This is a genomic window from Streptococcus sp. 27098_8_69 (assembly GCF_041432445.1).
Classification (GTDB): domain Bacteria; phylum Bacillota; class Bacilli; order Lactobacillales; family Streptococcaceae; genus Streptococcus.
This window is the reverse complement of sequence record NZ_JAPVZO010000004.1, coordinates 39,991-64,904: the sequence shown is the minus strand read 5'-3', so window position 1 is coordinate 64,904 and position 24,914 is coordinate 39,991. Positions and strand designations below refer to the sequence as shown.

The 24,914-nt window shown below is 39.1% G+C and carries 22 protein-coding genes; 5 read left to right on the top strand and 17 right to left on the bottom strand.

Going from position 1 to position 24,914, the window contains the following annotated elements; all coding sequences use genetic code 11:
• Window positions 1-67: 67 nt before the first annotated feature.
• From nrdE to O3658_RS02680, 5 genes are all read left to right on the top strand, one after another.
• Complete coding sequence (gene nrdE / locus O3658_RS02700; protein WP_153225716.1) at window positions 68-2,227, top strand: class 1b ribonucleoside-diphosphate reductase subunit alpha; 2,160 nt, start codon at window positions 68-70, stop codon at window positions 2,225-2,227.
• Window positions 2,228-2,400: 173 nt separating this feature from the next.
• Entirely contained in the window at window positions 2,401-3,363 is a 963-nt protein-coding gene (nrdF, locus tag O3658_RS02695) for a class 1b ribonucleoside-diphosphate reductase subunit beta (RefSeq protein ID WP_049526102.1), read from the top strand.
• Window positions 3,364-3,487: 124 nt separating this feature from the next.
• Window positions 3,488-4,255, top strand: a complete 768-nt coding sequence (locus O3658_RS02690; RefSeq protein WP_371559169.1) for a DeoR/GlpR family DNA-binding transcription regulator — start codon at window positions 3,488-3,490, stop codon at window positions 4,253-4,255.
• A 274-nt stretch (window positions 4,256-4,529) separates the two neighbouring features.
• On the top strand, window positions 4,530-6,869 hold the full coding sequence (locus tag O3658_RS02685; RefSeq protein ID WP_371559168.1) for a Xaa-Pro dipeptidyl-peptidase: 2,340 nt from the start codon (window positions 4,530-4,532) through the stop codon (window positions 6,867-6,869).
• Window positions 6,820-7,290, top strand: a complete 471-nt coding sequence (locus O3658_RS02680; RefSeq protein WP_075231622.1) for an arginine repressor — start codon at window positions 6,820-6,822, stop codon at window positions 7,288-7,290. The genes O3658_RS02685 and O3658_RS02680 overlap by 50 nt, the downstream gene beginning before the upstream one ends.
• Before the next feature lie 35 nt (window positions 7,291-7,325).
• Here the strand turns inward: O3658_RS02680 and O3658_RS02675 are convergent, their stop codons facing one another.
• The 17 genes from O3658_RS02675 to O3658_RS02595 all read right to left on the bottom strand — a co-directional run bounded on the left by O3658_RS02675 (window position 7,326) and on the right by O3658_RS02595 (window position 24,914).
• Complete coding sequence (locus O3658_RS02675; protein ID WP_371559167.1) at window positions 7,326-7,490, bottom strand: hypothetical protein; 165 nt, start codon at window positions 7,488-7,490, stop codon at window positions 7,326-7,328.
• 9 nt (window positions 7,491-7,499) lie between these two features.
• Entirely contained in the window at window positions 7,500-8,810 is a 1,311-nt protein-coding gene (gene obgE / locus O3658_RS02670; protein WP_153224708.1) for a GTPase ObgE, read from the bottom strand.
• 75 nt (window positions 8,811-8,885) lie between these two features.
• Complete coding sequence (locus O3658_RS02665) at window positions 8,886-9,020, bottom strand: DUF4044 domain-containing protein (RefSeq protein WP_049548929.1); 135 nt, start codon at window positions 9,018-9,020, stop codon at window positions 8,886-8,888.
• 30 nt (window positions 9,021-9,050) lie between these two features.
• Entirely contained in the window at window positions 9,051-9,242 is a 192-nt protein-coding gene (locus tag O3658_RS02660) for a PspC domain-containing protein (RefSeq protein WP_075229473.1), read from the bottom strand.
• Window positions 9,243-9,268: 26 nt separating this feature from the next.
• Window positions 9,269-10,585: a glycosyltransferase family 4 protein gene (locus O3658_RS02655; protein ID WP_153224709.1), complete on the bottom strand. Its 1,317-nt coding sequence runs from the start codon at window positions 10,583-10,585 to the stop codon at window positions 9,269-9,271.
• An 8-nt stretch (window positions 10,586-10,593) separates the two neighbouring features.
• A complete protein-coding gene (locus tag O3658_RS02650; protein ID WP_228113854.1) occupies window positions 10,594-11,646 on the bottom strand; it encodes a glycosyltransferase family 4 protein in 1,053 nt (350 codons plus the stop codon).
• Window positions 11,647-11,746: 100 nt separating this feature from the next.
• Entirely contained in the window at window positions 11,747-12,076 is a 330-nt protein-coding gene (locus O3658_RS02645) for a metal-sulfur cluster assembly factor (RefSeq protein ID WP_000331926.1), read from the bottom strand.
• 17 nt (window positions 12,077-12,093) lie between these two features.
• Window positions 12,094-13,203 carry an RNA polymerase sigma factor RpoD gene (gene rpoD / locus O3658_RS02640; RefSeq protein WP_281334960.1) on the bottom strand — a complete coding sequence of 370 codons (1,110 nt, stop codon included), beginning with the start codon at window positions 13,201-13,203 and terminating at the stop codon, window positions 12,094-12,096.
• 2 nt (window positions 13,204-13,205) lie between these two features.
• On the bottom strand, window positions 13,206-14,966 hold the full coding sequence (gene dnaG, locus O3658_RS02635; protein WP_371559166.1) for a DNA primase: 1,761 nt from the start codon (window positions 14,964-14,966) through the stop codon (window positions 13,206-13,208).
• Window positions 14,967-15,135: 169 nt separating this feature from the next.
• Window positions 15,136-15,567 (bottom strand): hypothetical protein, encoded by a 432-nt coding sequence (locus tag O3658_RS02630; protein WP_371559165.1) that lies wholly within the window; start codon window positions 15,565-15,567, stop codon window positions 15,136-15,138.
• Window positions 15,568-15,730: 163 nt separating this feature from the next.
• Entirely contained in the window at window positions 15,731-16,489 is a 759-nt protein-coding gene (locus tag O3658_RS02625) for an ABC transporter ATP-binding protein (RefSeq protein WP_371559164.1), read from the bottom strand.
• Window positions 16,486-17,352 (bottom strand): ABC transporter permease, encoded by an 867-nt coding sequence (locus O3658_RS02620; protein WP_223140889.1) that lies wholly within the window; start codon window positions 17,350-17,352, stop codon window positions 16,486-16,488. Before O3658_RS02620 ends, O3658_RS02625 begins: the two co-directional genes overlap by 4 nt.
• 61 nt (window positions 17,353-17,413) lie before the next feature.
• Window positions 17,414-18,415, bottom strand: a complete 1,002-nt coding sequence (gene trpX, locus O3658_RS02615; RefSeq protein WP_075228342.1) for a tryptophan ABC transporter substrate-binding protein — start codon at window positions 18,413-18,415, stop codon at window positions 17,414-17,416.
• A gap of 436 nt (window positions 18,416-18,851) precedes the next feature.
• Window positions 18,852-21,677 (bottom strand): phosphoenolpyruvate carboxylase, encoded by a 2,826-nt coding sequence (ppc, locus tag O3658_RS02610; protein ID WP_371559163.1) that lies wholly within the window; start codon window positions 21,675-21,677, stop codon window positions 18,852-18,854.
• Window positions 21,678-21,701: 24 nt separating this feature from the next.
• Window positions 21,702-22,913 carry a cell division peptidoglycan polymerase FtsW gene (ftsW, locus tag O3658_RS02605; RefSeq protein WP_371559161.1) on the bottom strand — a complete coding sequence of 404 codons (1,212 nt, stop codon included), beginning with the start codon at window positions 22,911-22,913 and terminating at the stop codon, window positions 21,702-21,704.
• Between the two features lie 272 nt (window positions 22,914-23,185).
• Window positions 23,186-24,127, bottom strand: coding sequence for a peptidylprolyl isomerase PrsA (gene prsA, locus O3658_RS02600; RefSeq protein ID WP_371559160.1), 942 nt, complete (start codon window positions 24,125-24,127; stop codon window positions 23,186-23,188).
• Between the two features lie 73 nt (window positions 24,128-24,200).
• Window positions 24,201-24,914 carry an O-methyltransferase gene (locus tag O3658_RS02595; RefSeq protein ID WP_075230470.1) on the bottom strand — a complete coding sequence of 238 codons (714 nt, stop codon included), beginning with the start codon at window positions 24,912-24,914 and terminating at the stop codon, window positions 24,201-24,203.

The following is a 24,914-nucleotide window of genomic DNA, read 5'->3' as shown; positions in this document are numbered from 1 at the left end:
AACCAGGACAAAAGCTTCTATGTCTACCTTAGAAGCCTTTCTTTTGTAATTAGATAAAGGATTTTTTATGGGATTAAAACAACTTGAAGATGTGACTTACTTCCGTCTTAATAATGAAATTAACCGTCCTGTTAATGGACAAATTATGCTTCACAAAGACAAGGAAGCTTTAGAAGCCTTCTTTAAAGAAAATGTTGTACCTAACACAATGGTTTTTGACTCAATAACGGATAAAATCAACTTCCTCATTGAGCATAACTACATTGAGACAGCATTTATCAAGAAATACCGTCCAGAATTTTTGGAAGAACTGCATCAATTTATCAAGGATCAGAACTTCCAATTTAAGTCTTTCATGGCTGCCTATAAATTCTATAATCAGTATGCTCTGAAAACTAATGACGGAGAGTACTATCTTGAAAGCATGGAAGACCGTGTCTTCTTTAATGCCCTTTACTTCGCGGATGGTGATGAAGCGATTGCTATTGATATCGCTAATGAAATCATCCACCAACGTTATCAACCTGCTACTCCTTCTTTCTTGAATGCAGGTCGTGCACGTCGTGGTGAATTGGTATCTTGCTTCTTGATTCAGGTAACAGATGATATGAACTCTATCGGACGTTCTATCAACTCTGCTCTTCAACTTTCACGTATTGGTGGTGGTGTGGGAATTTCCCTCAGCAACCTTCGTGAAGCTGGAGCTCCTATTAAAGGCTATGAGGGTGCTGCTTCTGGTGTCGTACCAGTTATGAAGCTTTTCGAAGACAGCTTCTCTTACTCTAACCAACTCGGTCAACGTCAAGGTGCTGGGGTTGTTTACCTCAATGTCTTTCACCCAGATATCATCGCCTTCCTTTCAACTAAGAAGGAAAACGCCGATGAAAAAGTGCGTGTCAAGACTCTTTCACTTGGTGTTGTGGTTCCAGATAAATTCTACGAATTGGCTCGTAAAAATGAAGAAATGTACCTCTTCAGTCCTTACTCTGTAGAGCTTGAATACGGCGTGCCATTTAACTACATCGATATCACAGAAAAATACGATGAGCTAGTTGCAAATCCAAACATCCGTAAGACAAAAATCAAAGCGCGTGATTTGGAAACTGAAATTTCTAAATTGCAACAAGAATCTGGCTATCCTTATGTAGTAAACATCGATACTGCTAACCGTGCAAATCCTGTCGATGGTAAGATTATCATGAGTAACTTGTGTTCAGAGATTCTTCAAGTCCAAGAACCAAGTCTTATCAATGATGCTCAGGAGTTCCTAAAAATGGGTACTGATGTCTCATGTAACCTTGGTTCAACAAACGTGGTCAACATGATGACTTCACCTGACTTTGGTCGCTCCATCCGTGCTATGGTTCGTGCCCTTACTTTTGTTACAGATAGTTCACACATCGTCGCTGTTCCTACTATCGACCACGGAAACAGCCAAGCTCATACATTTGGACTTGGAGCTATGGGACTTCACAGCTATCTTGCTCAACAATTGATCGAATACGGATCACCTGAGTCTGTTGAATTTACAAGCATCTACTTTATGCTTATGAACTACTGGACCTTGGTTGAGTCAAACAATATCGCACGTGAACGTGGTGTAACCTTCCACAACTTTGAAAAATCAGACTATGCTAACGGAAGCTACTTTGATAAGTATTTAACTGGCGAATTCCTTCCGAAATCAGACCGTGTTAAAGAGCTCTTCAAAGATATCTTTATTCCTACTGCTGCTGACTGGGCTGAACTTCGTGATAAAGTTAAAGCAGATGGACTTTACCACCAAAACCGCCTTGCTGTAGCGCCAAATGGTTCTATCAGCTACATCAACGATGTTTCTGCCTCTATTCACCCAATTACGCAACGTATCGAAGAACGCCAAGAGAAGAAAATTGGTAAGATCTACTATCCTGCTGCTGGTTTGTCAACAGAAACAATTCCTTACTACACTTCTGCTTATGACATGGATATGCGTAAGGTAATTGATGTTTATGCTGCTGCGACTGAGCACGTGGACCAAGGACTTTCACTCACACTCTTCATGCGCAGTGATATCCCAACAGGTCTTTACGAATGGAAATCAGAAAATAAACAAACAACACGTGACTTGTCTATCCTTCGTAACTATGCCTTCAACAAAGGTATCAAGTCTATCTACTACGTCCGTACCTTTACAGATGATGGTGGAGAAGTCGGTGCTAACCAATGTGAGAGCTGTGTGATTTAATTCAACTCTCAAAAAAATTACATTTACTTAATCCATTTAACGTATTTTGCTGATAAAATCATGTAAGAACATAAAAGTCGGGCCTCCGACTTTTTGTTCGATTATAGAATAGAATTATGATAAAATAAGAATGATTATGTTATCGTATTACTACACACAGAAAGAGATTTCAAATGAAAACTTACTACAAAGCTATTAACTGGAATGCCATCGAAGATGTCATCGACAAATCAACCTGGGAAAAGCTGACTGAGCAATTCTGGCTCGATACGCGTATTCCCTTGTCAAATGACCTAGATGACTGGAGAAAGCTTTCTAACAAGGAAAAAGACCTTGTTGGTAAAGTTTTTGGAGGTTTGACCCTTTTGGATACCATGCAATCAGAAACTGGTGTTCAAGCCCTTCGTGCTGATATTCGTACGCCTCACGAGGAAGCTGTTTTTAACAATATCCAATTTATGGAATCTGTTCATGCTAAGTCTTACTCTTCTATCTTCTCAACCTTAAATACCAAGTCTGAAATTGAAGAAATTTTTGAATGGACTAATACCAATCCATATCTTCAGAAAAAAGCTGAAATTATTAATGAAATCTACCTAAACGGAACGCCACTTGAAAAGAAAGTAGCTAGTGTTTTTCTTGAAACCTTCCTCTTCTACTCTGGTTTCTTCACTCCTCTCTACTATCTTGGAAACAACAAGTTGGCCAACGTAGCTGAGATCATCAAGTTGATTATTCGTGACGAGTCTGTACACGGAACCTACATCGGCTACAAATTCCAACTTGGTTTCAATGAATTGCCAGAAGATGAACAAGAAAAACTCAAAGAATGGATGTACGACCTTCTCTATACTCTTTATGAGAATGAAGAAGGCTACACAGAGAGCCTCTATGACGAAGTCGGATGGACTGAAGAGGTTAAAACCTTCCTTCGATACAATGCAAATAAAGCCCTTATGAACTTGGGGCAAGATCCTCTCTTCCCTGATTCAGCTGACGATGTCAACCCGATCGTTATGAATGGGATTTCAACTGGTACATCAAACCACGACTTCTTCTCTCAAGTTGGTAATGGCTATCTACTTGGTGAAGTTGAAGCTATGCAGGATGATGACTATAACTATGGACTAAATTAATACCTAACCTAAAAAAACATCTAAGTTTACAAACTAGATGTTTTTTTTTGTTTATTTTTGTTTTCTTTAAGTTGCTTAGCTGTTTAAAATATGATAAAATAATATTAGATTTGGGGGTGGTTCAATGCTGAAGCAAGAAAAATTAGATACTATTTTAGACATTGTTAATACAAAAGGAACTATCACTGTTAAAGAGATTATGAATCGCCTTGATATTTCCGATATGACAGCTAGACGATATTTACAAGAGTTAGCAGATAAGGATTTGCTGGTTCGAGTTCATGGCGGTGCTGAAAAACTTCGAACAGGTTCCTTATTAAATAATGAGCGTTCTAACGTTGAAAAACAAGGGCTACAAACAGCAGAAAAACAAGAAATTGCTCGCTTTGCAGGTCACTTAGTTGAAGAAAGAGAAACTATTTTCATTGGTCCAGGTACCACATTAGAATTCTTTGCGCGTGAGCTTCCTATCGATAACATTCGTGTTGTTACCAATAGTTTGCCTGTATTTCTTATTCTAAACGAGCGTAAGCTAACTGATCTCATTCTAATCGGTGGTAATTATCGTTCAATTACAGGAGCTTTTGTCGGTACTCTCACTCTTCAAGATATCGCTAGTTTGCAATTTTCAAAAGCCTTCGTTAGTTGTAATGGTATCAAGGATCAAGCTATCGCTACTTTTAGTGAAGACGAAGGTGAAGCGCAGAAATTAGCACTTGAAAACGCCAACAAAAAATATCTCCTAGCTGACCATAGCAAATTTGATAAATTTGATTTCTTCACATTTTACAATATCTCAGATATCGACACCATTATAACGGATTCAAAATTAAGTGACCAAACACTCCAATCACTGTCTAAACAAACTAAAATTATCAAGTCAAAACCTTAAACTCTACAACTAGTCATAGAATTTAGTAGCTACTACTAATTCCATGGCTAGTTTTTTATTTTATATTAAGCGTGCAATCTAAAATATTTCAATTATTTTTCAAATCTATGATTTCTGTATTTTTAATTTAATAGATTCCTCGAATCTGTCTTTTTATATTCCATTTCACGAAGTCATCCTTTTTAGTTTATTATAACAGTTACTTGTATTTTCTATCATTTCCCCTACTTTTTTGATATAATAAATTTAGAATGATTCTTCAAAGGAGGCATCTATGCGTTTTAATCAATTCAGTTACTATCCTGTAAGCCAGCAACAAGCTTTACGGGAATTATCCAGCCTTGGATTCAAGCTTGACCAATCAAATTCTGATAAAGAACTGTTTGAAGCTTTTGTTAGAACTTGCTTTTTCAATTACAAAAATACGGATTATCCCCTCTCAACTTTAGCGGTTGATAAAGAAACTGATCTGCTCACTTTCTTCAACTCTGATCGTGAATTAACTGCAGAAATTTTCTATACTGTTGCCTTTCAGTTGCTTGGTTTCAGCTACTTAACGGACTTTGAAGATGGTCTTGTTTTTCACAAAGAAACGGCATTCCCAATTGTATACGGAGATTTGATTGACAATCTCTATCAACTCCTTAACACGCGCACTAAAAAGGGAAATACCTTGATCGATCAATTGGTTAGCGATGGTCTTATCCCTGAGAACAATGATTACCACTACTTCAATGGTAAGAGCTTGGCAACCTTCTCTGCAAACAATGCTATTCGGGAAGTTGTTTATGTGGAAAGTCGAGTTGATTCTGATAATGATGGACTGCCAGATCTTATCAAGGTAAACATTATTCGTCCATCTTACCACGGCAAAATTCCAGCTGTTATGACGGCAAGTCCTTACCATCAAGGAACCAATGATAAAGCAAGCGATAAAGCTCTTTACAAAATGGAAGTTGAGCTAGAAGTCAAGGAACCGCATGAAATTTCTCTAGAAAAACCAACATTAGACTTGGTTGAACCAGTTGGCCAAGCAGAACTCGTTCCAGAAGCTGAAGAAAAACTGACTCATATCAATAGCAGCTACACACTTAACGACTACTTCCTTCCAAGAGGATTTGCAAATATCTACGTATCTGGTCTTGGAACCAAGGATTCTCAAGGTCAAATGACCAACGGAGATTACCGCCAAGTTGAAGCCTATAAAAATGTTATTGATTGGCTCAATGGTCGTTGTCGTGCCTTCACAGACCACAGTCGTAAACGTCAGGTCAAGGCTGACTGGTCAAATGGAAAAGTTGCCACTACTGGTCTTTCTTATCTAGGAACAATGTCTAATGGTCTTGCAACTACAGGAGTTGATGGTTTAGAAGTCATTATTGCTGAAGCCGGTATTTCTTCTTGGTACAACTATTATCGAGAAAATGGTCTGGTAACAAGCCCTGGTGGCTATCCAGGGGAGGACTTCGATTCATTAGATGAATTAACTTATTCTCGTAATCTCTTAGCTGGTGACTATATTCGTGGAAACGAAGCTCATAAAGAGTCTATAGAAGAACTCAAGAAAAATCTAGACCGTAAAACTGGAGATTATAACCAATTCTGGCATGACAGAAACTACCTACTTAATGCTGAAAAAGTTAAGGCTGAAGTTGTCTTTACCCACGGTTCGCAAGACTGGAATGTCAAACCACTTCACGTCTATCAAATGTTTAATGCTCTTCCAAGTCATATTAATAAACACCTCTTTTATCATAACGGGGCCCATGTTTATATGAACAACTGGCAGTCTATTGATTTCCGTGAATCCATGAATGCTCTTTTGACACAGAAATTATTGGGGCATGAAACTGATTACCGACTTCCAAGAATCGTTTGGCAAGACAATACAGCTCCTCAAACATGGATGACTCTTGAAGATTTTGGAAATCAAACTGACCACAAAACTTTCACATTAGGTACTGAAGAAGCTGTCATTCAAAACCACTATCAAGACTCTGATTTTGAACGATTTGGAAAAACTTACCAAACCTTTAATAATGAACTCTATCAAGGGAAAGTCAATCAAGTTACGATTGACCTGCCAGTGACAGAAGAACTTCATCTCAATGGGCGTGTTAAACTAAACCTCCGTCTCAAATCAAGTACAAACAAAGGCTTACTATCTGCCCAACTTCTCGAACTTGGTCAAAAGAAATACCTACAACCGTATCCAGGAGTCTTGTCTGCTCGTACGATTGATAATGGTCGTTACCACATGCTGGAAAATCTTTGCGAGCTACCGTTTAGCCCAAATGCACAGCGCGTTATCACCAAAGGCTATCTCAATCTTCAAAATCGTCATGATTTACTGAAAATTGAGGAAGTTAAGCCTGATGAATGGATGGAATTTCAATTTGAACTCCAACCAACTATTTACAAACTAAAAGAAGGCGATACAGTACGTCTCGTTCTTTACACAACAGACTTTGAGATTACTGTACGTGACAATACAGACTATCACTTGACTGTCGACCTTGAACAGTCCAATCTTGAGATACCTTTTCAAAGGGAGGTAACTGTAGATGAACAAAGCCGAGCAAAGACACCAGCTCATCCGAGCCTTAATCACTAAACAAAAAATTCATACCCAAACTGAATTACAAGAACTACTGATTGAAAACGGAGTACAGGTCACACAAGCAACACTTTCAAGAGACATTAACCTGATGAATCTTTCTAAGATTCGTGAAGGTGAACACTCCTATTATTCAATCAACACTGACTCTACATCCAAGTGGGAAAAACGGCTAGAAGTCTATATGGAAGAAGCACTCTACATGATGCAACCCGTCCAACACCAGGTTGTTATCAAAACCTATCCAGGTTTGGCACAATCCTTCGGATCTATCTTGGACGCCCTAAACTTCCCTGAAATAGTGGCTACTATCTGTGGAAATGATGTCTGTTTGGTTATCTGCGAGGATAAGGAACAAGCTCAATCTTGCTTTGAACGCCTCAAACAATTTGCACCACCTCTATTTTTTGATCGGTAACAAAAACCCGTGATGGCTATCATCACGGGTTAATTTTATGATTTGCTACTGTCTGCTTGCTTTTTAGTTCTTGCTAGTCTCAAAGCTCTATTTGGATTGAGACGATTAAACAGTTCTTCTAACTTTTTCTCATTCCAGACGTCTGCTGCAGAAACAAAATTTCCATCAGCATCTCGGAAAGATATCGGTTTATCTCCCATAGCTATCTCCTAGTCTACAAACTCAAATTCAAACTTACCGATACGAACCAAATCTCCATCCTTGGCGCCACGAGCACGGAGAGCTTCATCAACTCCCATACCACGCAACTGACGAGCAAACTTCATGACAGACTCATCACGATCAAAGTTAGTCATGTTAAAGAGTTTGATGAGTTTTTCACCTGAAAGTACCCAAGTTGCATCGTCATCACGACTAATTTCAAATGGTTTTTCTTCTTCGTCAAAGCCATAATAAACTTCTTCTTCCATTTCTGACTCGTCATAAAGAAGGAATTCTGGAGTCTTATCAAGGAGCTCTGCTGTTGCATCTAGTAAAGGTGCTAAACCTTGTTTAGTCAAACCTGATATTGGGAAGATTGCTGGTAATTCCTCGAACTCATCAAAGTTAGTTGCCAATTTTTTCTTGAATTCTTCAAGATTCTCTTGGCTTTCTGGCATATCCATCTTATTAGCAACAATGATTTGGGGACGCTCCATCAGACGAAGGTTGTAAGATTCCAACTCTTTGTTAATAGCTAGATAATCTTCGTAAGGATCGCGACCTTCACTGGCTGACATATCGATGATGTGAAGGATAACGCGAGTACGCTCAATATGGCGAAGGAATTGAGTTCCCAAGCCCACACCTTGACTTGCTCCTTCAATCAAACCAGGAAGGTCTGCCACTGCAAAGGACTCACCTGATTGGGTACGGACCATACCAAGATTTGGAACGATTGTTGTAAAGTGATAGGCACCAATTTTAGGTTTTGCAGAGGTAATTACGCTGAGCAGAGTTGATTTTCCAACTGAAGGGAATCCAACCAAACCAACATCCGCAAGAATTTTAAGTTCTAACTGTAATTCGCGCTCCTGACCAGGTTCTCCATTCTCAGAGATCTCTGGAGCAGGATTTTTTGGTGTCGCAAAACGGATGTTCCCACGACCACCACGACCTCCATGAGCCACGATGAACTCTTGGCCGTTCTCTATCAAATCAGTGAGAACTTTCCCAGTCTCCGCATCACGTACAGTTGTACCTTGAGGCACTCGAACAATCAAGTCTTCTGCCCCTCTACCATGCATTCCTTTGGTCATCCCTTTTTCACCCGATTGGGCTTTGAAATGACGATTGTAACGGAAGTCCATCAGGGTACGTAAACCTTCATCTACAACAAAGACAACGTTACCTCCACGGCCTCCATCGCCACCCCATGGACCGCCATTAGGGACGTATTTTTCACGGCGAAAGGCAACCATCCCATCGCCACCATTTCCAGCCTTGACCTTAATCTTGGCTGTATCTAAAAACATACTCATATTCTTTTCTCACTTTAAAAAGGGCTGGGAAATCCCAGTCACCAACTATTACTACTTGCTAGAAAATCTAGCATTTTAAAATCTGCTAAATACACCAATGGCTGTAGCAAAGATACCTGCTAAGGTTACAAACAACATAATCAAAACGACGAATAGTGTCAATTTCTCAAAAAATGTTTTTTTACGTTTTCCATTATCACCAAATGCCATTATTCTCTCCTTTTCTATAATTCCCTATTTTTAATATTCTTCCGAAACTGGAGCAATTGCCCATAAAATTAAGTAAGCAATAAGTCCACTACCATAACAAAAAGCTAGAACTCCCCAGATTACACGTACAATTGTAGGATCAATATCAAAATAATTAGCTAGACCAGCGCATACTCCACCGATTTTTTGATCTCGACTACTTCTCATAAATTTCTTTTTCATTTCTTCATTTCCTTTCTTTGATGATCTTAGTCATTCCAATAATCTCTCAAATCATTCAACTGTTTCTTAGATGCCTTTAACATTCGTTTAGAACTTTTGACTGGAACTGAAACTGCCTGTTGTGGTATATAAAATACTGTCTTTAAAATACGTTTCGTAACAGGTTCATCTGCAGTCAATTCTTTTTCAAAATTGTTTGAGATGATAGCATCCAAATAAAACTCATGGACTCTCTTAGCAAAATTCTCAGCTGAAATTTCATACAATTTTTCAGCCAAAAGTTTCTCATCCATCTTTGGAGTTGCAATTAAAGCTTCTAAAATAGCCCCTGCTAGATCTCTCTCTTCATAATAAAGCGTTCCAAACATTTTATGATTGATGAGGTTATCAAGATAGGGATTTCCATGAGCTATAATTGGTGTCTTGCTAGCCAAACTTTCTAGATAGGTTAACCCCTGAGTCTCACTTGTAGAAGCTGAAATGAAGAAGTCAGCAGCCTTATAGTAAAGTGCTGTCTCACTCGGAGCGATCATACCTGTAAAGATAACAGAATCCTGAATTTGCAAATCTCCTGCTTGCTCCTTGAGGTTTTCCAGATAAGGCCCATCACCAGCAACGACTAATTTCACCTTTTGTTCTTCTTTTAGAACCTCTGCAAATGCAGCTAGTACCGCCTGAATATTCTTCTCGTAAGACACACGCGAAAGGCTAAGAAGCATTTTTTCATCTTCCTTAATACCTAGTTTAACCCGTAAGTCTGCGATATGTTCTGGTCCAATCTCAGGTCGTTCAAACTTGGCTAGCTCAATCCCTGTAGGAATAACACGCTTTTCAACTTTGACCTTATAATCCGATAACAAGTCGCGCACAATTTCACTCGGACAAATCACACCATCAACATCATGAAGGAAGCCTCTCACAAGATACCTGACCATACCTGGACGAATCAACATCCCTTTAGCGATATAGTGAACATAATCTTCGTACTGGGTATGATAGGTATGAATAACAGGGATTTTCAGCTCACGCGCTATCCAAATCCCTAATAAACCAAGAGAAAACTCAGTCTGCGTATGAATAATATCCAGCTTGTATTGTTTTGCTATCTCAAGAGCTTTCGTAAATCCACGATAGGCGAAACGTCGATCCTTAAAGGCAAAGAAAGGAACACTAGGGATACGAATAATCTGCCAGTCTTCATAACGATTAACATCCTTGTCTGTTGTTGTAAAGATAAAGACGGCATGTCCTTGCTTTTCAAGTTCTGTTTTTAAGGTTCGAATACTGGTCGCAACACCCGAGACCTGCGGGAAATAAGTATCTGTAAATAAACCAATTCGCATATACTACCTCATTTTTTTCCTAAATCTGCTTGCTCCCGATAGAATTTTAGCCAGATCTCAAGAAGATGCTCTTCTGAATATTCTCTTGAAATGGCCTTAGCCTTTTCTTTTAATTCTTTTAGTGCTTCTGGATGCTCTCGATATTCCAAGATAGCCGCTTTCATCTCTTCTACATCACTTGTTGGTCTGTAATTTCCTTCAAGAATGACCTTGTAAAGATCTAGATCACGAAGCATAATGGGTGCTTCACAACTCGCAGCTTCTAAAATAGTCATTGGAAAGAGCTCGTTATAACTTGGAAGCAAGAAAAGATCAGCCAAGGCATAGAGTTCTCTCATCCGTTCTGGATCAACAATCCCTGGGAAAATTAGATTTTCAGGAGGGTTATCCATAATTTTTTTATAGCGTTCATAACCATCGGTGATCCCGCCAAATGAGAAACCTCCAGCCCAAATAAAAGTGATATCAGGTAATTCCTCAGCTAGAGTGATAAAGTCATCTATTCCTTTGCGCTTCTGAACCTGACCTGCACCAACGACTACAAACTGATTCTCATCAATCCCCATATCTTTACGAAGTTGTTCGACTTGCTCTATAGGAAGTGGATGCCATTTTTCTTTGTTGACAAAATTAGGAATATAGGTCACTTTTTCACGTGGAATTCCAGCAGCAACCAAATCCTCAATGAAGCTAGGATTGACCACAACCAGATGCTCCATACGGTCATAAAAAGAAAATACATAGCGTTTGACAATCCCCTTTAAGAAGAATGGAATCTTCAAACTACCTTCCAAGGTATCAGGTAAGAAGTGAACATAGCCAATCTTACGTCCAGAACGTTTTTTCTGAAAGGTCGAGAGATAATAAGGAAAATCAATCGTATGAAAATGAGTAACGTCCGCCTCAATCGGTAGATTTTCCGTTACTATCAGTTGGTCTTTCGCATCTCGTTTCAAAAGCTGCACCAGTTCACGGTAAGCACCAGACACACCTTGACCAGCTACCTTTTCACTTGAACTTAGCATATTGATGCGTAATTTCTCTTTTTCCATAGTAACCATTATACCATTTTCTTCAAATAAAATCAGCAAATTAAAAGAGAGATAGTATAAAAGCTGGGAATTTCCTGGCGTCAACACTATTTCTCTTTTTATAATTTATTTACTTGATACCTAATGCAATGCGAGCATAGCGGCTCATTTTCTCAACTGTCCAAGCTGGATACCAAACTAATTTTACTTCAACGTTAGTAACCTCTGGAACATCCGTCATAGCATCATAGATTTGGTCTGTTAAGAGATCTGCTAGTGGACATCCCATTGTCGTTAGCGTCATATCAATCTCAGTCTCACCTGTATCTCCATCAAAACGAATCTCGTAGATCAAGCCTAGATTGACGATATCAATTCCCAATTCAGGGTCAATAACTTCTTCTAACGCTGTCAAAATACGTGTTTTGATGTTTTCAATCTGTTCTTCTGTATAAGCCATTTTCACTCTCCTTCAGCTTAATCTTCAATGAAGTCGCGGAGTGGTTTACTACGACTTGGTTGACGAAGTTTTCTCAAAGCTTTTGCTTCAATCTGACGGATACGTTCACGTGTTACGTTAAAGACTTTTCCAACATCCTCTAGAGTACGCATTTTTCCATCATCAAGGCCAAAACGAAGACGCAAAACATTTTCTTCACGGTCAGTCAAGGTGTCTAGCACTTCATCCAACTGCTCACGCAAAACGATGCGAGTTGTGTAGTCCACTGGATTTTCAATCACTTCGTCCTCGATAAAGTCCCCAAGGTGGCTGTCATCCTCTTCACCGATAGGTGTTTCAAGTGAAACTGGCTCTTGAGCAATTTTGAGGATTTCACGGACCTTGTCTGGTGTCATATCCATGCGTTCAGCGATTTGTTCAGGAGTTGGATCTTGTCCCAATTCTTGGAGAAGATTACGCTGCTCACGGACAAGCTTGTTAATGGTTTCAACCATGTGTACTGGAATACGAATCGTACGAGCTTGGTCAGCAATGGCACGAGTAATAGCCTGACGAATCCACCAAGTCGCATAAGTCGAGAATTTGAATCCTTTAGAGTAGTCAAACTTATCAACCGCCTTCATCAAGCCCATGTTTCCTTCTTGAATCAAGTCAAGGAACTGCATCCCACGTCCAACATATCGTTTAGCGATAGATACTACCAAACGAAGGTTAGCTTCTGCTAGACGTTGTTTAGCTTCGATATCACCCGCTTCAACAGCAAGGGCCAACTCTTTTTCCTCTTCATTTGTAAGCAGAGGCACAACCCCGATTTCTTTCAAATACATACGGACAGGGTCATTGACCTTAGCAGAGGTTGAACCAATCAAATCTTCATCAGTCAACTCTGGTTCTTCCTCAGTGCTCAAAACACGCGCACTTGGATTTCCGTCGTTGTCCGTAATTGAGATACCAGCATCTTGAATGCGTTGCAAAAGATTCTCAATACCTTCCACATCTAAAGTGAAGGGAATTACGAGGGCGTTATTGATTTCATCATCAGTTGCTGTGCCAGTTTTTTTATGATTACGAATAAATTCCGCTACTTGGACGTCAAAGGTTGTTACTTCTTTTTGTTTTGTTGCCATTCTTACTCCATTCTTCTTTTTTGGGCAATTAAGCGTTCTAGCTCTTCTAATGCGGTGTCTGTATCACCGACATGGCTAGCTTCCTGAACTTTCTTTTTAATTTGCAGATTTTCCTGATTCAAAAGAGCTCTTTTTCGAGACTCTTCCACTTCGACTAACTCGTGAGGGGACATCTCAGGTGGCAAATCTAAGGCTAGGACTTGATACCAAGCACTCTCCACTTCTCTGGTCTGATGAGCCAAATCCTCAGACGAGATACTTCCATTATCAATCAGGAGTCCATATAAGGTCTGAAACTCTGGAGTTTCAAAAATAAAGTCATCTCTTAAGCGGTAGTCATTGAGCACCAAAGGATGTTCCATCATTCGGTAGAGGATATGAGCCTCCGCTCTCATCACTGCTGTCAGTTGCTTGGTGACAGACATAGTGATAGGACTAGGACTATAGGTCTCCTTGACCTTCTCCTTTCTCTGTCTAACACGACTTTCATTGACAATATGTTCGACTTGCTGATAGTCAAAAGATGGCAAGTGATCCGTCAAAATGTGAATGTAGGAATTCTGAGCTGTGATAGAGGGTTCCTTGGCGATTAAGGGAGCAATTTTCTCTATGAATTCAATTTGAGCTTGTAGATTTTCACTATTTTCAGGTCTGAAATGATGAATGTAAAACTCAACAGGACTGATGCGTGTATTGGTTAAGAGATAAGCCAAGTCTTGAGGAGAGTTTTTCTGTAGATATTCATCCGGATCCATTGCGTCAGGAATCTGGACTACTTGGACAGGTAAATCTTTAAGTTCATCCAAGGCCTTAGCTGTGGCAGTTTGCCCAGCCTTATCTCCGTCATAGGTGACAATCACTTTTTTGGTAAAGCGTTTCAGATGCTCCACATGTTCACTCGTCAGTGCGGTACCCATAGAAGCAACTGCATTTTCAATACCAGCACGATAAGCCGCAATGACATCCATAAACCCTTCCATCAGGTAGATTTCAGGAGCCTTGCCCGATCCTTTTTTTACCCTCTCCAAATGATATAATTCGTAACTTTTGTTAAAAATTGCCGTCGCTCGACTATTTTTATACTTTCCAGTTTGAGAATCAGTCTCTTGCCATACACGACCAGAAAAAGCAATCACCTTTCCTTGATCATTTGAAAGAGGAAACATAATGCGATTATGAAAGGTATCAAAGAATTGGTTACTCTCAGATAGATAAAACAAACCCGAATCCAGCAAGTCCTTTTCACTATAATCATCAGCTAAACGTTGATAGAGATAAGAGCGTTCTGCTGGAGCTAAACCAATCATAAAATGCTTGAGAACATCATCTGTTAAGCCACGTTTATAGAGATAGTTTCTCGCCTCTTCACCCATCTTAGTCGTCATGAGAATGGCATGATAAAAACGAGCGGCTTTCTCATGCATATCGTAGAGATTTTGATGGGGCGACCTAGGCTGTACAGAACCTTGAACAGGCGCTGCCATCTGAATCCCAAGTCTCTCAGCTAATATCCTCACTGCATCCGCAAAGGTTACCTGCTGATACTCCTCGATAAACTTAAAAACATCTCCAGAACGACCACATCCAAAACAGTGGTAAAATTGCTTATCCTCGACCACGTTAAAGGAAGGGGTCTTTTCACCATGAAAAGGACAGAGCCCTAAAAAGTTCCGTCCAGATTTTTGTAAAGAAATCACTTCTCCTATGATTTCGACAATATTGGTATTGTTTTTGATCTCTTCGATGAGTCTCTTGTCAACCATAGACAATACCTCCATTTTATCACAGTTTACTCTAACTAGTATAGCTTATTTCTGAAAAAAAGTAAACCATTTCATACACTTTACATGAGACTATTTCATAAGTTTCCAGCTATCATGAAAAACTGAATTTTCTGAGCAAATCATTCTAATATTTGAAAGAAATAAAATCCTATTTCACCTGATTTTTGAGATTATTTTTCAATATCCTGCTAATATACTGACCATCTTTTCTACTGATACAAGCTGTTGCATAAGTCAATGGTGCTTTGTATACCACTCCTCTATAGGATGGATCAGTCAATACAGGCATAGAATAATAGGCATTCTTTTTATTTTTAAGATCAATAAACCATTTACCTCCTAGATGCTTACGGAAGGTTTCACCGATATAAACGGTCAAATAATCCAACATCTGGCGGTCTGCTATCAAAACATGGTGGTCATCGTAGTGAGCCAAGATCCAAGCCTCCAAATCATCCAAAGACTTCATGCTATAGTCTAAATGAAGGCCTTGTTCCTCAGCAAACTCCCTAGTAAAATAGTCCATCTTAAATCCAATTTGAAAAATCCATTCTTGAAAATCTTCTTGTGTGTAAGTCATCTTTTTATCTCCTACTCCTATCCAAGTTTAAGATTCTTATACTGATTATACTCCAAAGTAAAACTGATGAATAGGAAAAAACAGTAATATTTAAAATTCACCAAAAAACTTAGAAGCAAAAGCTTACTTCTAAGTTTTTAAGGATACTTGATTTAAAAATTATCTACTCAAAAAGTTGATAGTAATCGGAAATTTTCATCTTGGCTTTTTCATCCTTATTCAAATCTTGGATGATTTGTCCATCTTTCATAACAATGAGGCGATTTCCATACTTGAGAGCATCTTCCATATGGTGGGTAATCATCAAAGCTGTTAGATGGTCCTTGTTGATAAAGTCATTTGTCAATTCCATCAAGGCGACACTTGTTTTAGGGTCAAGAGCAGCTGTGTGTTCATCCAGTAAAAGGAGCTCTGGACGTTTTAAGGTTGCCATCAAGAGACTCAAGGCCTGTCTTTGTCCACCTGACAAGAATTCAATCGGTATATCCAAGTGTTTCTCTAGGCCATTTCCAACTTTCTCAATGGTTGCTTGAAATTCTTCCTTGTAAGCTGAGAGTCTTCTTGGAATGAGACCACGTTTTTCTCCACGAAACTTTGCAATCAAGAGGTTTTCTGCAACGGTCATACGAGGGGCAGTACCCATTTTGGGATCTTGGAAGACACGAGAGAGATACTTAGCACGTTTCTCAGGGCTGAAATGAGTCACATCCTCACCCATGATGCGAATACTACCACTGGTTAAAGGTAAAGTTCCTGCAATGCTATTAAAGAGGGTTGACTTCCCTGCACCATTTCCACCCAAGATTGTGATGAAGTCATGTTCATAAATTTCAAGTGAAACATCGTTTAGAATAATTTTTTCTTCGTCAAAGCCATTTGTCACAATTTTTGTGGCATTTTTTAATTCTACAATTGCTGTCATTTGCTTAACTTGACTCCTTTCAAATATTTATCCTTAAGGGTTGGGATTACTAGACAAGTGGCTAGGATAAGGGCACTGTATAGACGGAGGTAGCTGGTGTTAAAGCCAAGAGCAATAACGCCCCATACCAAGAATTGATAACTGATGGAACCAACTACAATGGTAACCAAGCGTTCTGCAAGGGTAAGACTCTTAAAGAGAACCTCACCGATAATCAAGCTGGCAAGACCAACAACGATAACACCGATACCACGAGAGACATCCGCATAACCTTCTTGTTGAGCGATAAGTGCGCCAGCAAGTGCGATTACACCATTTGACAAGACCAAGCCCATAAGCTCCATACGTCCTGTATTGATACCAAAACTACGAGCCATGTCTGGATTATCCCCTGTAGCGATATAGGCCTGTCCAAGTTTGGTATCTAGGAAGAAAAGCATGAGAAGGATAACCAAAGTCACAAAGATTAAACCTGTCAGTAATTGATTAACCTCTGATGAAAATGGAAGAACATCTTGGATTTGCTTGGTGTTTAAGAGTCCAAGGTTAGCCCGTCCCATAATCATGAGCATGATAGAATGGCAAGAAGTCATGACTAAAATTCCTGATAAAAGAGTTGGAATTTTCCCTTTGGTATATAATAACCCCGCTGCTAAACCAGCAAGACACCCTGCTCCTACAGCCGCTAAAGTCGCAAGAAAAGGATTGACTCCCTGGGTAATTAAAGTCACTGCTACTGCTCCTCCAAGTGGGAAGGAACCCTCAGTTGTCATATCTGGGAAGTTCAAGATTCGAAAGGTCATAAAGATTCCCAAACCTAGGATAGCCCAGACCAATCCCTGTGAAATAATTGATATTAGCATGTTTGATACGTTTCCTTTATTCTAAAAATTGGAGGAGATGTCTCCAACTCCTCCTTTATTCTTATTCGATTACTTGACCTGCTTCTTTGAGAACTGATTCAGGAATTGTGATTCCAAGTTCTTGAGCAACTTTTTTGTTGATCACTGATTTACCAGTTGAGAAGACATTAACTGGTGTATCCGCAGGTTTTTCACCCTTCAAGACTTTGGCAATCATTTTACCAGTAGCAACACCAAGATCGTGTTGGTCAACAACGACTGATGCCAAACCTCCAGCTTCTACCATGGCAGTCGCACTTGGGTAGATTGGTTTTTTAGCTGTTTGATTGCTTGAAACGACAGTTGAGAATGCAGATGCGATTGTGTTATCGATTGGAACCCAGATTGCATCTACTTTACCAGTCATAACGTTCACTGTTGAAGCAATTTCGTTAGTTGATGGAACTGCGAATGTTTCGACTTTCAAACCAGCTTTTTCAGCGTAAGTTTTAAATTCTTCAACTTGTGATTTTGAGTTATCTTCACTACTTGAGTAAAGAGCTCCAACCGTCTTGACATCAGGTGTCAAAGTTTTGATCAATTCAACCTGTTGTTCAGCAGGGTTGTGGTCAGATACCCCTGTGATGTTCCCACCTGGTTTTTCCAAGTTTTGTACAAGGTTAGCACCAATTGGGTCTGTGATAGCTGCCATGATAACAGGAAGGTCTTTTGTTGCACTTGCAAGACCTTGAGCTGCTGGTGTTGCAATACCGACAACGACATCATTTCCATTTGCCACCAATTGTTTACTCATTGTCGCAACCTTACTTTGGTCACCTTCAGAGTTCATAAAGTCGATTTTAACTTGGTCACCTTTATAGCCTTCTTCAGCAAGTCCATCTTGGATACCTTGGTAGATCAAGTCAAGCGATGGGTGGCTTACAAACTGAAGAACACCAACTTTAGCTGTTTTATTAGCTGTCTCAGTTTTAGTTTCTTGTTTCGTTAAGCTAGAATATACCAAGCTTCCTCCAACTACAAGTGCTAATGCTACGATAATACCGAGTAGACGTTTGTTTTTCATAATTTTCTCCTTATTTCTTCTTAACTTATTATTTTTTTATTCAATCACTTATTCAAGCGACGCCATCGTTTGATTTCCATAATTTTTTCCTCCCCACAGAAAAAGTCCTCACACAAAAAACTTGTGTGAGGACGTCGATGCGCGGTGCCACCTCAATTATAGGAACTAGTCCTATCGCTCTTACTCGCTAAAACGAGTTGCACTGTAAGGTGTGCTCACCGAATTCTTATGATTTCAAATTCTTAATAACATTCAGCCCAATTTTCATCACTTCCACCTATCTGTTTCCACCAACCACAGACTCTCTAAAAAATTTCAGTGATTACTTTCTGAATGCTTAAATTATATCATTTTACTAAAACTTGTCAAGGGTTTTCATAAAATATTTTAAATATTAACAAAAATCCCCACGTTTTTTTATAAAATCTAACTTGTATCAACCTGAATTACGTAATCCTGTAGCAATTCCGTTGATAGTTGTATGGATCAATCGTTCTTCATCTGAAGATAGCTCACCACGACGTTGACGCTTAATCAATTCCAACTGAATATAGTTAAGGATATTGAAATAAGGCATCCGGTAGTTGAGACTGTCTTTCAAATAAGTATTTTCTGCCAACAGCTCCTCATGGCCTTCAATAGCCAAGATAACGTCCTTAGTCAACTGCCATTCATCCAAGATAGTATAGTAAATTGCTTGTACTTCTTCACTTTCACACAGTTTAGCGTACTCAAAGGCGATGTTCATATTTGATTTGGACAAGACCATATCAACATTAGATAGGAGTGACTGGAAGAATGGCCAATTTTGATACATATCACGAAGGAATTCAATATTTTTTGGATCTTGGTCAATAAATTCCTTGAAGCTTGAACCAACACCATACCAACCTGGGAACATAACACGACTTTGTGACCATGAGAATACCCAAGGAATCGCACGTAGACCACCGATTTCAGTGATTGTTTTACGAGCTGCTGGACGAGAACCAATATTGAAACTTGAAATAGCCTTGATTGGACTAGATTCAAAGAAATAATCATAGAAATGGTCATTTCCAAATACTAGCTCACGGTAGATATCGTAACTACGTTCTACTACTTGGTCCATGATAGCTTCATAGCGATTTGATGTATTGGTATCACTCTTCTTCTTGGTAATCATACGGTTGATAGCTGCTGAAACCAACATTTCAAGGTTATAGTAGGCAGCATCCTTGTTTCCATATTTGTTTCCGATAACTTCCCCTTGCTCTGTCAAACGGATACGATCCTTGATGGACTTGAGTGGTTGAGAAGCAATAGCATCATAAGTAGGGCCACCACCACGGCCAACGGTACCACCACGACCATGGAAGAAGGTTACTTTGACTCCAAATTCATCACCAATAGCAGTCAATTGTTGTTGGGCCTTATAAAGTGTCCAACAAGATGAGAGATATCCACCGTCTTTGTTACTATCAGAGTAACCAAGCATGATTTCCTGGTAATTGTCTCTAGAAGCAATCCATTTCTTAGCAAGTGGTAGAGAGAAATACTTTCTCATTGTTTCTTCAGAATGGTCCAAGTCCTCAATTGTTTCAAAGAGAGGAACAATCTGAACACGCGCTTTTTCAGCATCAACTAGTCCTACTTCTTTTAGCATGATAGCCAACTCAAGCATATCTGATACGCTAGTTGCGTGAGAGATAATCGTTTGACGAATAACGTCCTCTCCCAAACGATCTTTTAATTCACGCGCAGTTTGGAAAATAGCCAGTTCTTTTTCGAGAAGTTCAGACTTCTCAGCATGAGTTGCAGACAAGATTCGAGGATCTTCTAATAATTCATGCAATAGCAAGTCACATTTTTCATCTTCTGATAAATCACTATAGTGGTCATTGATTCCAGCAGATGCCAATAATTCTGCTACACAGGCTTCGTGGACGCTTGAATCTTGACGCATGTCGATGGAGGCCAAGAAGAAACCAAAGACTTCTACAGCTTCTAAAAGTTCTGCAAATTCACCTGTAAGCAAGGACTCCGCCCTGTTTTCAAGTAATGAATCCTTAATGGTATATAGATCTTTTTTGAACTCTTCAACTGTTTCGTAAAATGGTGGACGATCTTCAGCCAGCTCTTGAATAGCTCCTGAAAGTCGATTGCTAATATAGTCAGTAATCACTCCTTGTTGATGCCCTTGAGTACCAAGAAGACGTTCAACAGGATGGCGTTCATCAGCTGACGAGCCAACCACAGACCATTCTTTTAAATTCAAGAGAGTTTGAATCAATTTGGACTGAATCAAATGAAAGGCACGACGATAGGGTTCTTTCTCACGAAAGACGGATGTATCTCCAGACTGAACAGCCATTTCTTCAACAGCTTTGCTAGTTTTTGACAAATTCGTTGAAAGAGAGAAGGTACGATAAAGACTAGAAATCTTACTGATATAATAGTTCAAAATCACTTCACTTTGAATGGTAGCAGAACGCAGAAGTGTCTCAGCTGTTACAAATGGATTTCCATCACGGTCTCCACCAATCCACATTCCCATAGTAATAGGTTTTGCTTGTTTAAGATCAATTCCTTGTTCTTTTGCTAGACGCTTGTACTCTAACATCAAGTTAGGGACAGCCTGTAGGAAGGAACTATTGTAGTACTCCATCACGTTAGTGATTTCATTGGTTACTTTTAGTTTCTTCTCCCGAATCATATCTGTCTGCATGATAATCTCAATATAGCGACGAAGATCATTATGCCATTTTTCTTTGTTGATGAGCCCCATTCTCACGTCACGGTATTTACGTAAAAGGGTATGGATATGAGTGGTCAAATCTAACATACTCTTACGTTGAACCTGAGTTGGATGGGCCGTCAAAACTGGTACCACGTTCAAGTGTTCAAGAATCTCAGCAGCGTTTTCTTTTTCAGCCACCATTTTGATCGTTGTTGACAATTTACCCAGATAGTCTTGATCGACATTATTTAGATGGTTAATCTCATAAGCCAAGTCAACATCTTCTGAGATGTTAATTAAAAGAGGCAAAATAGAGAAGTATCTAGAAATGTAGACCATCTCATCATTTGAAAGACCTGTTACTACTTTATCTAGCCCTTGATAGTCAAGTTTTGAAGAAAGTTCCTTCAAGTGCATAATCTTATCAAAGGTTTCAGCAGGAAGCATATTTTTTGTGATATCTTCCAGCATATCTGTCAAGATTTGAACTTCTTCTTGTACGACCGTTTTGTTACTATAATTTTCTAACTTTTGAAGAGACATTTTTTTCTCCTTGTTATCTATGTCTTAAAGCTGTGCGTCGTATTCACTAAAAAGTCGCGCACGCTTCTCACTGGCATCAATATTTAATACAAATGCTATGGCTACAGAAAGAACCAAGAGGCTATTCCCCCCTTGCGAAAGGAAAGGGAAGGTTACCCCTGTTGAAGGAATCAAGCCTGAAATACCTCCAATGTTAACAAAAACCTGTATTAGAATCATACCACCAATACCGATTGCTACCATTGAGTTGAAAGGATCCCTTGCTCGAATACCTACCAAAATTATTCGTAGAATTAAGAAGAATAGGAGAGCGAGAATAAGACTTGCCCCTACAAATCCAAACTCTTCAATGACAATCGAAAAGACAAAGTCTGTATGGGCTTCTGGCAGATACCCTCGTTTTTCAATAGAATTTCCTAATCCCAGACCAAACCATCCTCCATTAACCATGGCATAGTAGGAATTGGCCAACTGGTGTCCAGCTCCAGCCAAGTCATTAAATGGGTTGAAAAAAGCACTGAACCGCTTGGCAACATAACCAAATACGGGAATTTTAGAGAATTTCTCAACACCGATTATCCGAATGGCTGTTAAGGAAATCATAGAGACACCAGCTAGTAAGCCCAGAATAGTTGTGAACCACCGATAAGCTATTCCACTGATGGTATACATGAGCAAGGATACCAAAATCAAGATGGTAGCATTCCCAAGGTCAGGGAAGATTGCCAAACTACCAATCATGACCAAGAGGACAAAACGCCAATCATTAAAGGCTCTTGGCAACCACTGATTGAGGGTTAAAACTTGGAAGTCATAAACTGCTATCTCATCTTGTTGTTTTGAAAAACGCTGAGCCAAGTACCAAATGATAATAATCTTTAGATACTCTGCTGGTTGAATCGTGATGGGACCAACCTTGATCCAGCCATATGCTCCATTGATGGGACTACCTATTAACCGTGCCAGAGCTAGGAGTATCAGCTCGACAAACATAATGATAAAGAGCAACCGCTCATTACGAAGAAATCCTAATTTTAATTTATAGATTAAGGCTATTAAGAATAAACTGGCTATCCAGAAAATCCCCTGATTTCGCACTAGATATAATGCACTTTTCCCCTCCTGAATAAGGGTCGCACTAGTTGTCGAATAAACTACTATCAATCCTAAAACGGATAACAGTAAATAAGGAATCAAAATGGAATAATTCAGCAGGTGCCTTTTACTTATTTTCATATGTCACCTATCTTTCGGAAAAATATTTTTATTTTCCCTTATTATTTCTAGTTTTACATGCTATTATACCATTTTTTAGCCTAGAAAAAAACTCTTACAGTATAAACATTCGAATTTTACTCAAAACAGACTCTGGACTAGAATGTCTTGAGTATTCCCCTTATCCGACCTATCGAGCGTTTTAAGTTACTAGGACTTTTAAAACTATAATGTTGATATTTTATAAACTTAAAAACTACCTTACAGACAGAGGAAGGTAGTTCATTACTATCTTAGTTTGAGGTGCTACTGCTGCTGTCAGAAGTTGTTTCGCCTTTGATGTATTGTGTAAAGATATTTTGGAAGGCCTGATCTTTAACTTTAATGTTGGCATCTTGCAATTCTTTACTAATAACACCTTGAACAAAGGTTGCATCATTTTGTTTTTGAGTCAAAATGATTGTTTTAAGTTTTTCTTTATAATCATCCAAGTTAGAAGATTTTTCTGATTTCTTCGTCAACTTAACAATGTAGAAACTACTTGTATAAGCTTGAGTTCCTGGAGCAGTGATAACATCTGAAATTCCGTTGACATCAAGAGCAAAAGCTGCTTTCTTAACTACATCTGGTAATTCTGTTGATGCAGAGTCAAAAGTAATTTCTCCACCATTTTCTTTTGTCTTTTCGTCTGTAGAATTGTCTTTTGCAAGTTGTGCAAAGTCAGCTCCAGACTCTTTTGCTTTGGCAAGAACTTCCTTAGCCTTATCTTCACTGTCAAGTTTAATAATTTGAGCCGTTACTTCTGGAGTATACTCTTCAAAAGCTTTTTTGTAGTTTTCATCTGTTAATTCAGCTTCAGCAGCTTTCTTAACAGCATACTCAACTAATTTACTTGTACGAATTTGAGCTTTACGGCTTTCTGCAGTCATACCTGAACGGGCGAGAATCGTTTGATAGCTATCACCGTATTTCTTTTGTTCTTCTGCAACTGCATCATCTACTTCTTTATCACTTACTTCTGAACCATATTGTTTTTCAAAAACTTTTTGAATGGTCATATTCAGCAAGACTTGTTGAGCAGTAGCATTATTTTTGACTTCTTCAAAGAATTGATGCTCAGTAATAACATCGCCTTTCATGCTAATCAAGTCAGTTCCTTCAGAACTGTTTGAACAAGCAGCCAAAGTAGCTACTGACAACAATGTGATGGCTCCTGCCATTAGTTTTTTCTTCATGTTTACTCCTTTTGTATACTAAATAAAGGTTTACCTTATCTATTTTACCAAATTGTCTTAAAAATATCTGAAATCAATCAATATCAGGCAGTTCTACTTCTGCTTGATTCTTTCTTAGCATGAGAATCCCATCTCCAAGTGGAACCAAGCTAGCGGTTAAGCCAGGATTGTCTAAGGTTGCATCAAATAGTCTTTGCAAGCCACGATAAATCGTCCGTTGTCCACGTCGAACTTCCATAATATCCCTCGCAATATCTCCTCCTTGGAAAATATCATCCAAGACAACGACTCCACCTACTTCGAGGTGTTTGAGGATTTCTGGTAGAAAGACGATGTATTTGGACTTGGCAGAATCCATAAATACAAAATCATAGGTCTCAGTCAACGTTGACAGGACATCTACCGCATCACCTTCTAAGAGAGTGATTTGTTTGCGGCTATCAAATTTTGCAAAATTTTCTTTGGCAAAACCAATCATCTCAGGATTTCGGTCAATAGTGGTGATTTTTGACTTAGGTGAATGCTCTGCCATCAAAAGGGCAGAAAAGCCAATAGCCGTCCCGATTTCTAAAATGTTTTTTGGTTGAATGGTTTCCATAAGGAAACGAAAATAAGCGACGGTTTCATGAGGAATGATAGGAATATTCTCCTTGCGAGCAAAGTTTTCTAGCTCTTTTAGGGAACCCGTCACCTGCTTTTGTCTGTGGCGCATGAACTCGACAATCTCATGCTTGACAACAGGACGTCGCATGTTATGATTGGCATTTTTACTATAAGACTTTACCAT